This is a genomic window from Pseudomonas sp. GW821-FHT07E12 (assembly GCF_058986605.1).
Map to the genome: position 1 here is coordinate 1 of NZ_JBYSVX010000040.1, position 13,629 is coordinate 13,629.

The window sequence follows — 13,629 nt, forward strand, 5'->3', positions numbered from 1 at the left end:
CCCCCTAGATGTGCTAGGTGGTCTCGTGGGCTCGGAGATGTGCATAAGAGACAACATCGCGGCTGAAGCCGCTCCTACGGGATCTGAGGTGTTTGAGGATCAGCCGGGACCGGGCAGGCTTCCCGAATCCCGGCTCTTCACTGCTGCGCGGACTGATCTTCCGGATCGCGACGGATCACCGAGCGTCTCGGTGGCAGCGGCGGCAACGTGCCGGGCGCTGCGCTGTCCGCGGCTTCGGCCAGCGCCGGTTCCCATGGGAAGCGTGGCAGCGTGCGCACGGCGTTTTCCAGCTTGCGCGACCAGTTCTCGTGGATCTCGGCGTACAACGGCGTATCCGCTTCCAGGCGCATGCGCTCGGTGATGCACAGGTCGTTGGTGCGGATCAGCGCCAGGTCGATCGGCATGCCGACCGAGAGGTTGGAGCGGATCGTCGAATCCAGCGACACCAGTGCGGTGCGCGCGGCGTCTTCCAGGCGCATTTCCGGGCGGATGATGCGGTCCAGGATCGGCTTGCCGTACTTGGATTCGCCGATCTGCATGTACGGCGTCTCCGGCGAGGAGGCGATCGCATTGCCGAGCGGATAGATCATGTACAGGCCCGGCCGCTCACCGGCGATCTGCCCGCCCAGGATCAGCGTCGCCGAAATGCTGACGCCGCTGTGATGGGCCTGTTCGCCGAGCTTGACCTGGCTGGACACCAGCACCTCGCCGACGTACTCGGCAACCTCGAACAGATGACGGAACGTACGCAGGCTGCGCGGCGCGCCATCGTCCACATCGCGTTGCAGCTTGGAGATGGCGAGCTGGGTGGTGGCCAGGTTGCCGGACGACATGATCGCGAACACCGCCTGCCCGGGATACTCGAACACATGCAGCTTGCGATGGACGCGCACGTCATCCAGTGAGGCGTTGGTGCGGGTGTCCGCCGCGAAGACCAGGCCTTCGTCCGTTTCGATGCCGACGCAATAAGTCATGACGCTGCCTGTGACTGAGCAGCCCGATTCTTGCACCGCAGCGGGGATATGACCAGCGCGTATCCGCGGCATGGGGCAGGTCGTTGACGCGCACGTTCAGGGCGGTGAGGGAGCGATACGCGTCAACCTTCGCGCGCAACCACGACTCACAGGGGGCGGGTCAGCCAGGCCCCCGCGGTGTTGCGTGGCCGCGCCCGATCGCCGGTCAGACCGCAGCGGATGGGGCTCCGGGTGACCGTGTGTGGGCCGCCGGGTGGCATTCCCGGTTGACGCTGGGCTGCCGTACATGCGCGAATATTGCATGACTACTGCGCTTCTCAGCCTCGGCAGCAACCTTGAGCCGGCGCGCCATCTGCGCGCCGCACTGCGGGAACTGCGCGAGGCGTTCGGCGAGCTGGCGGTTTCGCCGGCCTATCTGACGCCGGCCGTCGGCTTCCAGGGCCCGGATTTCCTCAACAACGCGGTGGCGCTGCGCACCGACATGGCACTGCCGGCGCTGGATGCGTGGTTGCACGCGCTGGAGGATCGGCATGGTCGTGATCGCAGCGGGCCGCGTTTCAGCAACCGCACGCTGGACGTGGACATCGTGTTCTACGGCGATGCGATCGTCGAAGGCCCGGGGCATCTGCGCATCCCGCGCCCGGAGTTGAAGCATGCCTTCGTGCTCAGGCCGATGGCCGACATCGCGCCGGATTTCATCGATCCGGTCAGCGGGCGCAGCCTGGCCGTGCTGTGGCAGGCGCATCCGGATCATGGCCGGGCATTCGAGGTGGTGGAGTTGTAGCGCCGAACTCGCCCGGCTGGGGATCTGCTCTTGTAGGAGCGGCTTTAGTCGCGATGAGGCTGTCACGCAGATCCCTCCGCAAACGCCCGCACATTCATGTGCGGGGATTCAAGCGGGCAAGCCCCATCGCGGCTGATGGCCCGAGGCCACGTAGACCCGCTCCTACGAAGACAGCCCGCGGCCGCCGTCGACGTGGAGGGTCTGCCCGGTCAGGTAGCTGGCGTCTTCCAGCAGCCAGCGCACCGTTTCGGCGATTTCCTCGGGCGTGCCGATGCGCGCCAGCGGCGTGCGCGCAAGCAACGCCTGCTGCGCCGCTTCACTCTTGCCGTGCTCGGGCCACAGGATCGCGCCGGGTGCGATCGCGTTGACCCGGACCTGCGGCGCCAGTTCCAGCGCCAGCGAGCGGGTCAGCATCGCCAGCGCGGCCTTGGCCGCGGTGTAGATCGCGTGGTCATGCAGCGGCTGGCTGGCATGCAGGTCGGTGATGTTGACGATCGCGCCGGCGCGGGCCTGCAGGTGCTGCGCGGCGGCCTGGGCGAGAAAGAACGGGGCGCGTGCGTTGACCGCGAACAGATCGTCCCATTGCGCCGGGGTCGCCTCGGCGAGTGGCGTGGGGTAGAAGTTCGAGGCGTTGTTGACCAGCGCGTCGAGTCCGCCGAAATGTGCCAGGCATTGCGCCACCAGCGTAGTGGGCGCGTGTGGATCGCGCAGGTCGGCGTGCAGCGCGAGCACGCTGTGGGAGCGGGTCGCCTGCAATTCGTCCGCCAGCCTGGCCAGTTCGTCGCCGGAGTGGTGGGCATGCACGGCGAGGTGCCAGCCATGCGCATGCAGGTGGCGCGCGATTGCCGCGCCGATGCGCCGCGCGCCGCCGGTGATCAGGACAACCTTGGGAATGGAGGGCATCGCGTGGTTCCCGCTCGGCTATCCTGTGCATTGTCCACGCAATCGATCCCGCCATGCACGCCGATCTCCCCACTCCCGGTACCGACGCGCTCGAACACAGCGAGCACCTGGCGGCCCACCTGCGGGCGGAGATCATGGCCGTGGGCGGCGCGATTCCGTTCTCGCGCTTCATGGAGGTGGCGCTGTACGCGCCCGGCCTCGGCTACTACAGCGCCGGTGCGCACAAGTTCGGCGAGGCCGGCGATTTCGTCACCGCGCCGGAATTGGGCCCCTTGTTCGCCGCCACCGTGTCCGAGGCGCTGGCGCCGGTACTGCAGCAGCTCGGCCCGCAGTCGCGCGTGCTCGAGTTGGGTGGTGGCAGCGGCGCGTTCGCCGAGGTCACGCTCAAGCGCCTGCTGGAACTGGACGCGCTGCCGGAGCGCTACGCGATCCTCGAACCCAGCGCCGACCTGCGCGAACGCCAGCGCGAGCGGCTCGGCAAGTCGCTGATCCCGCCGGTATTCGATCTGATCGAATGGGTGGATGGCCCGTTCGCCGACGACTGGAACGGCGTGCTGTTCGCCAACGAAGTGATCGATGCGCTGCCGACGCCGCGCTTTCTGGTGCGCGATGGCGAGGTCTACGAAGAGACGGTGACACTCGATGGCGAAGGGCGCTTCGTGCGCGGCGAGCAGCCGGCCGATGCGTTGACGATGGCGGCGGTCCACCATCTTGAGAACTACCTGCAGCGCCCGTTCGAGAACGGCTACCGTTCCGAACTGCTGCCGCAGCTGCCGTACTGGATCCAGGCGGTTGCCGGCGGGCTGAAGCAGGGCGCGATGCTGTTCGTCGACTACGGTTATCCGCGCGCCGAGTACTACCAGCCGCAGCGCAGCGACGGCACCTTGCGCGCGTTCTATCGCCATCGGGTGCATGACGATCTGTATCGCTGGCCGGGCCTGCAGGACCTCACCGCGTCGGTGGATTTCACCGCGCTGGCCGAGGCCGGCACCGGTGCGGGTTTCGATCTGGCGGGGTACTGCACGCAGGCGAGTTTCCTGCTCGGCAATGGGCTGGACCAGTTGCTGGAAGTGGCCGACACCCGCACCGACGAGGTCGGGCGCGTGCGCCTGCGCGAGCAGATCAAGCGGCTGACCTTGCCGAGCGAGATGGGCGAGCGCTTCCAGGTGATGGGTTTCTCGCGCGACGTCGATTTCAGCGCCGCGTTCCTGATGGGCGACCTGACCTGGCGGCTGTGAGCATGTTGGTACTGCATCCGTTCGCGCGGCCACGCCTGTGGCAGGGACTGTGGTGGGTGGGCATCGTCGCGGTGTTCGTGGTCTGCCTGCTGCCGGCGCCGGACTTGCCGCAGCTGCCGGAAGGCGGTGACAAGGTCGAGCACTTCCTCGCCTATTTCCTGCTCGCCGGAGCGGCGGTGCAACTGCATGCGCAGCGCGTGACGCTGTGGAGGCCGGCGCTGGGCCTGCTGCTGATGGGCATCCTGATCGAGATCCTGCAAGGCGCGCTGACCACCACGCGCAGCGCCGACGTTGCCGATGCACTGGCCGATGCGGCCGGTGTCGTCGCGGGATTGGCGCTGGCGTGGACGCCAGTGCGTGGTTGGCTGGTGGCGTTGGAGCGGAAGTTGTTCTTGTAGGAGCGGCTTCAGCCGCGATGGGGCTTTCTCGGTAAATTCCGGTAAAGCCCCATCGCGGCTGAAGCCGCTCCTACAACGGCGTGTTACAGGCGTTCCGGATCTATCACCACGTGCTTGATCCGCTGCCGCTTCCACGTATAGCTGACATGCACCCGACCATCGCGGGTCTGGATCACCGCCGGATAGGAGAACTCGTCCTTCGGGCTGTGCTCCAGGGTCAGCATGCGGCGCCAATGCACACCGTCGTCGGACAACGCCACCGCCAGCGTGCCGCGGCCGTCCCACCAGTCCTTGCCGGCCGCCACCGGGTTGTAGACCAGCAACGCGCGGCCATCGCGCAGCATCGTCGCGTCGGTGCCGGAGTTGGGGTTTTCCAGATCGAGCAGCGTCATCGGCGACCAGGTGACGCCACCGTCGTCGGAGAACGTGCTGAAGACGCGGTTCTGGCGCGTGCGCCCGAGTGCCTGCAAACGACCGTCCGGATGCTGCAACAGACTGGGCTGGATCGCACCGATCAGGCGCGGGTCGTTGAGATCGCCGCCGCGTTGCCAATGCACGCCACCGTCGTCGCTCCATTCGATGTGGGCGCGCCAGATGTCGCCATCGGCCTCGGTGCTGCTGGGTGCGAGGATGCGGCCATCGGCGCGTTGCAGCGGTTTGTTCTTGATCGGCCCGAGAATGCCGTCGGGCAGGCGATGCGGCGTGGACCAGTGCGCGCCGTCATCGTCCGAGGTCGCCAGCAGGCCCCACCATTGGCGCGGGTTCGGGCCGGCCTTGTAGTACAGCTGCAGCGCGCCCTGCTGCGGCTGGAACAGCACCGGGTTCCACGCCGGTTGCGAGCCGCCATCGGCGACCTTGCGCGGCGCTGACCAGCCGCGCGCGTCACGTTCGCTCAACCAGATCGCCACATCCGCTGCGCCCTCGTGGTCGCCGCCGAACCAGGCGGCCAGCAGTCGGCCGTCGCGGGTTTCGACCAGCGTGGAGGCGTGGCTCTGCGGCGTCGGCGGCGTGTCGGCGACGAACTCGCTGAGCAGCACCGGCGATGCGGCGCTGGCGATATGCGTGGGCACCAGCAGGACGAAGGCGGCGAGGGCGAACAAACGCGGCATGGAATCGATCCGGGGGATTGGTGATATACCTGTATATGATCTATTAAATACCATATGCTGCGTTCCCGGGCGGCCGCCGGTCGCCGATGCCCCTCAAGGAGCCGCGATGAAACGACAGCCGTTTTCCCCGTTGCGCTGGTTGGCCGGACTCGGCCTGGCAGCTCTGGTCCTGCCGACGGCGATCGCCCAGAACTTCGCCGAGGTCAAACCCTCGCCGCAGCAGGTGGCGTGGCAGGATCTGGAATTCGGCGTGATCGTGCACTTCAACCCCAACACCTGGCTGGACCAGGAGTGGGGCGACGGCACCGCCAGCCCGAAGACCTTCAACCCGACCCAGGTCGATCCCGGCCAGTGGGCGCGCGCGGTCAAGGCCGCCGGTGCGCAGTACCTGATCCTGGTCGCCAAGCACCATGACGGCTTCGCGCTGTGGCCGACCGCGGAGAGCGAGTATTCGGTCAAGAACAGCCCGTGGATGGGCGGCAAGGGCGATCTGGTGCGGATGACCTCCGACGCGGTGCGCAAGGAAGGCATGGGCTTCGGCATCTACCTCTCGCCATGGGATCGCCACGAGCCCAAGTACGCCGACTCCAAGGCCTACGACAAGTTCTACGCCGCGCAGCTGGTCGAGCTGGCGCTGCACTACGGGCCGATCACCGAGTGGTGGCTGGACGGTGCCGGCAGCGCCGGCCACGTCTACAACTTCGACAAGTACATGGAGGAACTGCGTACCTACCAGGCGAACGCGATGGTGTTCGCCGATACCGCGTTGTTCGAGTACGGCGACATCCGCTGGGTCGGCAACGAGGCCGGCGCCATCGAGGGCGAAAACTGGAACGTGATCGATCGCCACGGCTACCTGCGCTGGCGGCCGGTCGAGGTCGATACGCCGCTGCACAAACTGCAGTGGTTCTGGCATCCGAACAGCGACGAAACACTCAAGAGCGTGGATGAGCTGGTCGAGATCTGGGAGAAGAGCGTCGGCCTGGGCGGTCAGCTGGTGCTCGGCGTTGCGCCGGACAAGCGTGGTCTGCTGCCGGAAGCCGATGTGCAGCGGCTGAAAGAAATGGGCGAGGCGATCCAGGCCCGCTACGGCGCCGGCAAGAACCTGGTGCCGGCCAACCTGAAGAATCCCGGCACGATCACTGCCGCAGTCGATGGCGATCGCGACACCTTCTGGAGCGCGCCCCAAGGCTCGCACAGCGCAGTGCTGGAACTGCAGTTCAAGCAGCCGATCACCTTCGACGCGGCGCTGAGCATGGAGTGGATCAACGACGGCCAGCTCGTGCAGAAGTACGCAGTGGAAGCCTGGCAGGACGGCAAGTGGGTGCGTGTGGCGCAGGCTCAGGCGATCGGCCACATGAAGATCGATCACTTCGCGCCGGTGACGACCAACAAGGTGCGCCTGAATATCCTGTCCAGCGCGGATGCGGTGCATATCCGCGAGTTCCAGTTGTTCGATACGGGTAAGGGTGCGTCGGCGAATTGAGTTCCGACGTGGAGCATAGGCTCGCTCTGGGGCGGGCCTATGCCTGTATTTGAATCCGTATCGCGTCTGTCAGTTGGTGATGCATGAGCAAGTGTGCAATCAGTCTTCGTTCTGCTTGTAGTCAAGGCTGAGGCACAGGCCCCGTGCTGTGGCGGCATCGCGCTCATCATCGAAATAGACGGCCATCTGCACCTGGCTTGATGCAGTGATGGCGTAGCAATACAAGGCCGCAACCCTTTCGTCATCCGCTGGTTCTTCAAGGCGATAGGTGTAGAAGAGAATCGGCCCGATCTGCTGCTCCTCCGGCGATTCGATGTGCGGAGATTGCGTTTCCTTGATCCAGGCCAATCGCTGTTCCGGCGATTGGCCGTCTTCGTTGTTCCAGATGGAAATCCAGGCCGTAATCCCGGAGCGCCAGAGCACCAGATCACCGTCCTCGATACGCCGGTTGAACTCCGACGGAAGAACGATGCTCCACCTCTGGGACATCTGATAGTGGCCGTGAACGACGGGGAAGTCGGGATGAAGTGGCATGGAAATTGGTGCTCAAGATGAGTAGTCGAAGCATCCCAGGTATTCCAAGGTGCTGCCGTGGGGGTTCAGGGGCTGGTTCGGGGCGAAGACGCAGATGGCGGCATCCGCGAGGCATGATTCATCGAGAAGGTGTAGCCATTGATCCGAGTACGAAGCGTCGGCGAGCAGGTCACGCAGCGGGACAGGACGGCCAGATCCGGAATGCACGATCTCGATGCAGCCAGGCTCGTAATCGCGAAGATCGATCTCACGCATGAATGCCGAGGGCACGCCATCACCGTCGTCGGTGTAGGTCTGGTCGACGAAAGCGCGTATCTCGGCGGGAGACGCAAAGCGTTCCTTCGAGGCGAACAGATGCATGCGGGGCACGGGAGTCGGGCTCGTCAGGATCACTTGCTGTCGGCAGGAAGTTTCAGCACCGTCTTGAGGTGGGCGAAGTACTTGGGATCCTCATCGGCGAAGATCTCCTGCCCGCCGCCCATGTAGGCGCGGGTCAGTTCATCGTTGGCGCGTTGCATGTTGCCGAGTTCGAACTGTGATTGGCCAAGACGGAGATGGATGAACGGATTGCCGAGTGCATCCGGGCAATGCATCGCGTCAGACAGTGCCGCTTGGGCGTGCTCATAGTTCTTGGATCTGAAGTTGGCATCGCCGATTGCGGCCAGCAGCCAGGTGCAGGCTTCCCAGTTGGTTTTCGGTTCCGGCAGCAGATCGAAGGCCTCGATGTACTTCTCGACGGCGCTCCGATAGTGACCTGCATCGGCTTGCCTGTCTCCTTCTTCGGACAGCTGCACCACTTTGTCGTGGATGGCGTCGGGTAGTTCCATGTTCTGAGCCTGGATGATGAAAGGGACCAATGGCGCAATAAGGAAAGCCAATATCCAAGGCAGTCTGAGCCGATGCTTCATGGATACATGGCATCCGAATGGATTGTCGGTGTTGCTACATGACATGGACATCACTGAGCGACAGCACGAGACCTTCAGGCACCACGCAAATGTAGAAGGTCGCCGTCAGGTTGGAAACCAAGCCATTGATGTTGAGGTCATACCAGACTTCGCCAACGGCACCGTTCTGCTGCGGCCAGCGATCGACCTTGATGCGCTGGGACACATCGGTGGGAGCACCGGCAAGCGTGACACGCTGATGCGGCTCGGCGTTCCCGTAGCCCTCTATGATTTGGTGCAACAAGTCGGGCGTCCAGCTGTCGTCCTCGTGCCCGGTGAAAGCGAAGGCCTCCTCGTACTCGCCTGCCTCCAGAAGTTTGACCCACTGATGGACGACATCAATGAGTTGTTCGTCCGTTGCGGTTGGTGGTAGGGGTTGCATGGGATGTCGGCAGCCGATCAATGTGAGTGAAAGGTAGGCCGCCGGACCATACCGCTAGAGCGAGCCCCACAGATAGAGCTTCTGATCGTCGGTCACCTGTTTCGCGAGGCCTGTCACGGCGACGACCACCGGCGCGATGTCCTTCGGATCGCAATTCAGCTCTTCGGTTTGGGCCCAGAGGCGCGAGACACGGTCGATGTTGCTTTCAGTCAGTGACCGAAGCGCCGATACGAAGGGTGCAGGGAACCGGAACAGCCAGGTCTCGTCCGGAACACTGATCGGCTCGAGAGCATGCGTGTCTGGATCCCACTCAACATCGGTGATTGTTGCCCAGAGTGTCCCGAATTCCAGATCGGTCAGTCCTTTGAACTGAGCAAGCTTATGTTCGGAGGGCGACGATGTTGCAGGGAATGATCCACCTTCGTACAAGAGAGCATCGCTATCGGACGCTACGAACAGGTCACTTGTGATTCCCATGATGCTCTCCTGCGTTGTTCTTGCTAGTGCGTACTTGTCGCTATCGAAGCGAGCTTGCGTACCAGGTTGGCGAGGCCTGCAAAGATGATGAGCAACTCATCCAAGGAACGGAATTCGGGGCGTGGGTATGGAGGATTCGGAACAGGCCGATGAGCGTGCATCAGAGCCGAGTGGCACAGGATCGCGAATGTACCTCTCTCTTGTGCATGTTGGAATGGAGCAGAGAAGTCAGTTTCGACCGAGCTGCGACCCTGGATGATGAAGGTGAGCGAGACCTTATCGGGTAGACCACCGAGCTGGAACACCGTGCCTGGACTACTGAGCTTGGTGAGGGGGATTCGGCCAGTCGCAGCCTTCAGAACTTCGGTTGCCGATACTCTTGCTGGTGGCGCGCCCGCCCGATGTGGATGTTGGTTGCACAGGTCGTAGTACGCAGCACAAAGGTCCGAGCCCGTGATCGATGCAAGAAAGTCTGGGGAGAATTTCATGATGGCTGGCGGCTGAGTCAGGCCTGTCAGTGAGACGGGCTCGATTGGACAGGGCTACTGGGCGAACTGAACGGCGATGTCATGCGCTCTTGTTCTTTTCGTCCCAGGCCATCGGCTCCCATAGCTCCACTTTGTTTCCTTCCGGATCAATGATCCAGGCGAACTTGCCGTTCTCGTGGGATTCGGGACCGTTGACGATCTCAACACTGTTCGCGCGAAGTTCCGCGATCAACGCATCAAGATCGTCGACCCGATAGTTGATCATGAAGGCGGAATCGCTCGGGCTGAACCACTGGGTCTCCTTGTTCGCGACATGCCACACGGTGAGTCCTTTGTCCTCGGCCTTGTCGTCCGGCCACTTCAGGATCGCACCACCCCAGCTCTCGAGTGGCATGCCCAAGTGCTTCTGATACCAAGCGGCAAGTGCGGCGCTGTCGCTTCTACTCTTGAAGAAAATGCCGCCGATCCCGGTAATTCTGGCCATGGTAGGTCCGCCCGTATGGATTGTTGATGTTGCCACTCGTGTGAGGCCTTAGTTATGTCACACCGCGAAGTGGCATCGGCGTGAACGAACTGCTAACTCCGCGGGGTGCGGGGTGCGGCCCGTGCCTCGGCGATGGTTACCAGATCCCGGTGACTGGCATCTTGGGGCAGGCCGAAATGCAGGTAGATCTCGCTGATGTGGTTAATCTTCAGCAAGAGCGCCGTCATTGCCTTGGAGAGTGCACAGAGCCGGTAGAAATCCTGGTTTCGACAAGAGTCTGACATGCAGTGGAACACCCCTGCTGCGCCACGCCGAATGGCGACGCGGATATGAATCGACTTCAGGTGCGTTTCCGCAGAATCCAGCGACGCTCCTGTTCACAGGTCAACACATTGTGTGTGAGGAGCGGCGGACTTCAGGTGCTTGCTCAGCACGACACTGCGGTACACCTTGCCCGGCCACCGCACATGGTCAACATGCATGTAGCCGAGTCGGCGGTACAGGTCGATCAGATGTGTAGCCTGTTCGGCGGTGTCCATGGCCAACTCAAGGAAGCCACGTTCGGTAGCCCACGTTTCGCACTGAACCAGCAACGCGCGGCCAATGCCAAGACCCTGGAATTCAGGTGCAACACCGAACTGATGAGCGGCGGCGACCCCGGGGCGGGTGAAGTATCCGCAATCGCTCGTCGCATAGGTGGGCTGCACGACGACAGTTCCCGCCAGGCGATCGGACCAGTGCGCCACGTAGCATTGTCCACCGTCGATGCGCTTGCGGGTGGTTTCGGAAGTCTGATCGACGGCGGTGTAGTTCAGTCCCATTGCGGCAAGGCGGGCATAGGCGCGATGGAGTAGTTGCGTCAATTCTTCAATGGAATCTGTTGCAGAGATCGGCCGGACTGTAAGCATGGTGGTTGAGTGGGGGCTGATGCTTGGGTTGAGCCGTACAGCAACGTGGTGCTGGCTTGAGTGAGTCGTGCGGACACCGGCAAATCTATGATGTCCAAATGAGAAATGCACCCACTGACAGCAGCAGCATGCCAACTCCAACTACCACCAGCAGCCATGTGAGCACCGCACGGCGGGATCGTGCCTTGTGCTTGAAAATGGCGGCGAGATCCGACTGGGTCTTGATGTAGGCATCTACTGCGTCTCTCGCTTCCTTCAGCGTGAGGTGACCTTCGGACCGGACGATCTTGATTGCCCCGATCCTGATTCCTTGACGCAATATCAGCTCGGCTTTGGCGGAGATCGGCCGATGTGCTGCTGGAGCTTGCGCCTCTGAATCCCGCTCCAGCAGGTGAGCATCCAGCAAATCCTTGGCGTCCTTCCAGTCGAGTCCGGTCTCCTGGCGCACTATCCCTATCGCCTTGAGCAGGTTGCCAGCCCGAATGGCGGCATCTGCCTTGAGCGAAAGTGAGAACTTGGGTGGGGACTCAGTCATCGGATGCGATGCGCTGCAAGGTTTGAACTGAGCCGAGCCGCGAAGTGGTGTCGGCCTGAATGGTCAGGATTCACTGATGCCTCCGATGGCTGCTTTGATTGCAAGGATGCGCGTGTAGTTGACGCTTGGCCAGTGGGGTTCCACATAGGAGCGGGACTGAAACTCCCGGAGGAAACGCCAGAAGGGCAGGAGTACCTGGGTTCGGCTACCCCGAAAGGAGAGGGCCGACTGCGATCGACTGCGCTGGCTACGTGGAACGAACTCCAGTCGAAGCTCGATCTTGTTCTCAATCGGGGTGAAGTGCATGAAGTAGCCGTCCGGTTCCAGGTGCCACCACACGCACGATTCGGTTCCTGATGCCGCGCGTTCGAGAGCTTAGATCAATGTAACGGTGGCTCGTATCGGATGACGATAGGCTGCATGGCAGGAGAGGGTGAGGTCTGATGCCTGGGTTAAGTCATGCTGCGGAGCGGCATCGGCTTGAACGAACTACCAGGTATCCCCTCATTGTGTAGCCCCTTCTACAGGAGCTGCCGCGTCTTGAGCAGCGATTACCTGCCACTGGCCGTCGCGCTTGACCCAGATATCGGTCCAGACGTAGCGGCCCGTCGAGCCATCCTTACGGATCCATGTCTCGCTGCCATGAGCAATCGCGGTGTCTCCGAAGAATCTGACGCTAACGTCGTCGAGCTTATTGGAGATGATCTGCTTGGCTGGGCCGGTCTCGCGCGTGACCTGAGATTTATCGTATCTCCTGCCCTTAGTGTCCGTGCCGATGAAGTCGTCAGCAAAGTAGATTCTGCGCTTTGATCGATCTCCCGTAACCACGGATTCTGCCCAGTCACGAGAGCATTCAATGATGTAACGTTCGGCCTCGGCGTAGGCGTCGGATGCTGCAACGGGGGCATGCGAGCAGCCCGCAAGTAGCAAGAGTGAAAGCAATGAAAAGGTGAAGAGTTTTTTGAGGATCATTGACGTGTCCGCGGCGCCTAATGCCTGAACTCAGTCGATCCGCGAAGCGGGTTCGGCTTGAATGAATTGTTAGGCATCTGGTTACTGCCTCACCAGAAATGCTTCATGCAGTGCGCTAAGTTGATGCGCGCGGTTCTGTAGCCCCTCAAGGCGATCTACAAACTCGGCGGCGTCGTCTTCTGTGAAGTGCGTAACGTAGTCGATCAATGCGTCAGAGACCAGCATGGCTAAGGTTTCGAGTATCTGGGGGCGTGGCATGTGCCAGTCGAGGTTCGGACGATAAGAATCGTCGTCCAGCTTTTCAAGGTGGTACTCGAGCATGTCTTGCCAGTTCCCATGCACTGAATGTGAGCCGCCACCGAAAGCAGCCAAATAGGCCTGACCAAGCCCAATTCGCTCCGCTCGTTCGTAAAGGTTCAGTCCGCTCCAGTTTCTTTGATGATGATTTTCTACGTCTTGCCTATTCAGTGCAGAGGCTTGGAAGCTCAGATTGATTGACCTGACCATTCGATCTTCGATTGGCAAGGAATCGCCGCCACGTGCAGCAATATTTGCTTCAACGTGTTTCAGGAGCTTCAGTTCATGCTGGAGGGAATAGCTGCGATATGATTTGAAGAGATTGTCAGATGCATTTGCGATCATGTAACGCAGATTGACTATGCATTCGAAGATAAGACGTGTAATTACAATGGATATTTCTCGACGGTGCTTGCAAGTCTGATCAAGCAATGCGTCGAGGAGCTTAAATAGTCTGACGAGCTGCCCCCCAAGAATGGCTTCGTCTCGTGACCATTGCATCGCTGGGTTTTTGAAAATATTGGCCGCGATGCATGCATACGATCCAACCTCGATCACGAGATCTATGGCGACCTCAACGTACTGACCCTCTGATTGAAATTCAGAGATCGTCACTTCGTCTATGTCAGTCGTCGGAATTTCCGCGAGCTTTTCTCTCCATGGCATTGCGGAATTCCTCAACAGATGCCTAACGCTTGAATTAAGCCGCGCCG

17 protein-coding genes are annotated in these 13,629 nt (G+C 61.8%); 4 read left to right on the forward strand and 13 right to left on the reverse strand.

Annotated elements, in window-relative coordinates:
* Positions 1-137: 137 nt before the first annotated feature.
* Positions 138-974: a proteasome-type protease gene (locus AC3WJE_RS17970; protein WP_493732193.1), complete on the reverse strand. Its 837-nt coding sequence runs from the start codon at positions 972-974 to the stop codon at positions 138-140.
* A gap of 301 nt (positions 975-1,275) precedes the next feature.
* Here AC3WJE_RS17970 and folK point away from each other — a divergent pair, with 301 nt between their 5' ends.
* On the forward strand, positions 1,276-1,758 hold the full coding sequence (folK, locus tag AC3WJE_RS17975; protein ID WP_493732194.1) for a 2-amino-4-hydroxy-6-hydroxymethyldihydropteridine diphosphokinase: 483 nt from the start codon (positions 1,276-1,278) through the stop codon (positions 1,756-1,758).
* 162 nt (positions 1,759-1,920) lie between these two features.
* Here the strand turns inward: folK and AC3WJE_RS17980 are convergent, their stop codons facing one another.
* Positions 1,921-2,661, reverse strand: coding sequence for a pteridine reductase (locus AC3WJE_RS17980; protein ID WP_493732195.1), 741 nt, complete (start codon positions 2,659-2,661; stop codon positions 1,921-1,923).
* A 53-nt stretch (positions 2,662-2,714) separates the two neighbouring features.
* Between AC3WJE_RS17980 and AC3WJE_RS17985 the strand changes: the two genes are divergently transcribed.
* Both AC3WJE_RS17985 and AC3WJE_RS17990 read left to right on the forward strand, forming a co-directional pair.
* Entirely contained in the window at positions 2,715-3,899 is a 1,185-nt protein-coding gene (locus AC3WJE_RS17985) for a class I SAM-dependent methyltransferase (protein WP_493732196.1), read from the forward strand.
* Positions 3,900-3,901: 2 nt separating this feature from the next.
* Positions 3,902-4,297, forward strand: a complete 396-nt coding sequence (locus tag AC3WJE_RS17990) for a VanZ family protein (RefSeq protein WP_493732197.1) — start codon at positions 3,902-3,904, stop codon at positions 4,295-4,297.
* Between the two features lie 83 nt (positions 4,298-4,380).
* Here the strand turns inward: AC3WJE_RS17990 and AC3WJE_RS17995 are convergent, their stop codons facing one another.
* A complete protein-coding gene (locus tag AC3WJE_RS17995; RefSeq protein WP_493732198.1) occupies positions 4,381-5,406 on the reverse strand; it encodes a sialidase family protein in 1,026 nt (341 codons plus the stop codon).
* Positions 5,407-5,512: 106 nt separating this feature from the next.
* On the opposite strand from AC3WJE_RS17995, the gene AC3WJE_RS18000 reads away from it, so the two are divergent.
* Positions 5,513-6,892 carry an alpha-L-fucosidase gene (locus AC3WJE_RS18000; protein WP_493732199.1) on the forward strand — a complete coding sequence of 460 codons (1,380 nt, stop codon included), beginning with the start codon at positions 5,513-5,515 and terminating at the stop codon, positions 6,890-6,892.
* 99 nt (positions 6,893-6,991) lie between these two features.
* On the opposite strand, the gene AC3WJE_RS18005 is transcribed toward AC3WJE_RS18000, so the two are convergent.
* The 10 genes from AC3WJE_RS18005 to AC3WJE_RS18050 form a co-directional block, all read right to left on the reverse strand.
* Positions 6,992-7,426 carry a hypothetical protein gene (locus tag AC3WJE_RS18005; RefSeq protein ID WP_493732200.1) on the reverse strand — a complete coding sequence of 145 codons (435 nt, stop codon included), beginning with the start codon at positions 7,424-7,426 and terminating at the stop codon, positions 6,992-6,994.
* A 12-nt stretch (positions 7,427-7,438) separates the two neighbouring features.
* Positions 7,439-7,786: an immunity 22 family protein gene (locus tag AC3WJE_RS18010; protein ID WP_493732201.1), complete on the reverse strand. Its 348-nt coding sequence runs from the start codon at positions 7,784-7,786 to the stop codon at positions 7,439-7,441.
* 29 nt (positions 7,787-7,815) lie between these two features.
* Positions 7,816-8,334: a tetratricopeptide repeat protein gene (locus tag AC3WJE_RS18015; RefSeq protein ID WP_493732202.1), complete on the reverse strand. Its 519-nt coding sequence runs from the start codon at positions 8,332-8,334 to the stop codon at positions 7,816-7,818.
* A gap of 34 nt (positions 8,335-8,368) precedes the next feature.
* Positions 8,369-8,755, reverse strand: a complete 387-nt coding sequence (locus tag AC3WJE_RS18020; RefSeq protein WP_493732203.1) for a hypothetical protein — start codon at positions 8,753-8,755, stop codon at positions 8,369-8,371.
* Positions 8,756-8,809: 54 nt separating this feature from the next.
* Positions 8,810-9,232 (reverse strand): hypothetical protein, encoded by a 423-nt coding sequence (locus AC3WJE_RS18025; RefSeq protein ID WP_493732204.1) that lies wholly within the window; start codon positions 9,230-9,232, stop codon positions 8,810-8,812.
* Positions 9,233-9,799: 567 nt separating this feature from the next.
* On the reverse strand, positions 9,800-10,204 hold the full coding sequence (locus tag AC3WJE_RS18030; RefSeq protein WP_493732205.1) for a VOC family protein: 405 nt from the start codon (positions 10,202-10,204) through the stop codon (positions 9,800-9,802).
* 377 nt (positions 10,205-10,581) lie between these two features.
* Positions 10,582-11,112, reverse strand: coding sequence for a GNAT family N-acetyltransferase (locus tag AC3WJE_RS18035; RefSeq protein WP_493732206.1), 531 nt, complete (start codon positions 11,110-11,112; stop codon positions 10,582-10,584).
* An 85-nt stretch (positions 11,113-11,197) separates the two neighbouring features.
* Positions 11,198-11,647 (reverse strand): hypothetical protein, encoded by a 450-nt coding sequence (locus AC3WJE_RS18040; protein WP_493732207.1) that lies wholly within the window; start codon positions 11,645-11,647, stop codon positions 11,198-11,200.
* Positions 11,648-12,151: 504 nt separating this feature from the next.
* Complete coding sequence (locus tag AC3WJE_RS18045; protein ID WP_493732208.1) at positions 12,152-12,619, reverse strand: nuclear transport factor 2 family protein; 468 nt, start codon at positions 12,617-12,619, stop codon at positions 12,152-12,154.
* Positions 12,620-12,700: 81 nt separating this feature from the next.
* Positions 12,701-13,582, reverse strand: a complete 882-nt coding sequence (locus tag AC3WJE_RS18050) for a DUF5677 domain-containing protein (RefSeq protein ID WP_493732209.1) — start codon at positions 13,580-13,582, stop codon at positions 12,701-12,703.
* Positions 13,583-13,629: the final 47 nt, after the last annotated feature.

Coding starts and splice junctions, on each gene's coding strand:
- AC3WJE_RS17970 (WP_493732193.1), bottom strand. CDS start 974: ATGACTTATTGCGTCGGCATCGAAACGGACGAAGGCCTGGTCTTCGCG.
- folK (WP_493732194.1), top strand. CDS start 1,276: ATGACTACTGCGCTTCTCAGCCTCGGCAGCAACCTTGAGCCGGCGCGC.
- AC3WJE_RS17980 (WP_493732195.1), bottom strand. CDS start 2,661: ATGCCCTCCATTCCCAAGGTTGTCCTGATCACCGGCGGCGCGCGGCGC.
- AC3WJE_RS17985 (WP_493732196.1), top strand. CDS start 2,715: ATGCACGCCGATCTCCCCACTCCCGGTACCGACGCGCTCGAACACAGC.
- AC3WJE_RS17990 (WP_493732197.1), top strand. CDS start 3,902: ATGTTGGTACTGCATCCGTTCGCGCGGCCACGCCTGTGGCAGGGACTG.
- AC3WJE_RS17995 (WP_493732198.1), bottom strand. CDS start 5,406: ATGCCGCGTTTGTTCGCCCTCGCCGCCTTCGTCCTGCTGGTGCCCACG.
- AC3WJE_RS18000 (WP_493732199.1), top strand. CDS start 5,513: ATGAAACGACAGCCGTTTTCCCCGTTGCGCTGGTTGGCCGGACTCGGC.
- AC3WJE_RS18005 (WP_493732200.1), bottom strand. CDS start 7,426: ATGCCACTTCATCCCGACTTCCCCGTCGTTCACGGCCACTATCAGATG.
- AC3WJE_RS18010 (WP_493732201.1), bottom strand. CDS start 7,786: ATGCATCTGTTCGCCTCGAAGGAACGCTTTGCGTCTCCCGCCGAGATA.
- AC3WJE_RS18015 (WP_493732202.1), bottom strand. CDS start 8,334: ATGAAGCATCGGCTCAGACTGCCTTGGATATTGGCTTTCCTTATTGCG.
- AC3WJE_RS18020 (WP_493732203.1), bottom strand. CDS start 8,755: ATGCAACCCCTACCACCAACCGCAACGGACGAACAACTCATTGATGTC.
- AC3WJE_RS18025 (WP_493732204.1), bottom strand. CDS start 9,232: ATGGGAATCACAAGTGACCTGTTCGTAGCGTCCGATAGCGATGCTCTC.
- AC3WJE_RS18030 (WP_493732205.1), bottom strand. CDS start 10,204: ATGGCCAGAATTACCGGGATCGGCGGCATTTTCTTCAAGAGTAGAAGC.
- AC3WJE_RS18035 (WP_493732206.1), bottom strand. CDS start 11,112: ATGCTTACAGTCCGGCCGATCTCTGCAACAGATTCCATTGAAGAATTG.
- AC3WJE_RS18040 (WP_493732207.1), bottom strand. CDS start 11,647: ATGACTGAGTCCCCACCCAAGTTCTCACTTTCGCTCAAGGCAGATGCC.
- AC3WJE_RS18045 (WP_493732208.1), bottom strand. CDS start 12,619: ATGATCCTCAAAAAACTCTTCACCTTTTCATTGCTTTCACTCTTGCTA.
- AC3WJE_RS18050 (WP_493732209.1), bottom strand. CDS start 13,582: ATGCCATGGAGAGAAAAGCTCGCGGAAATTCCGACGACTGACATAGAC.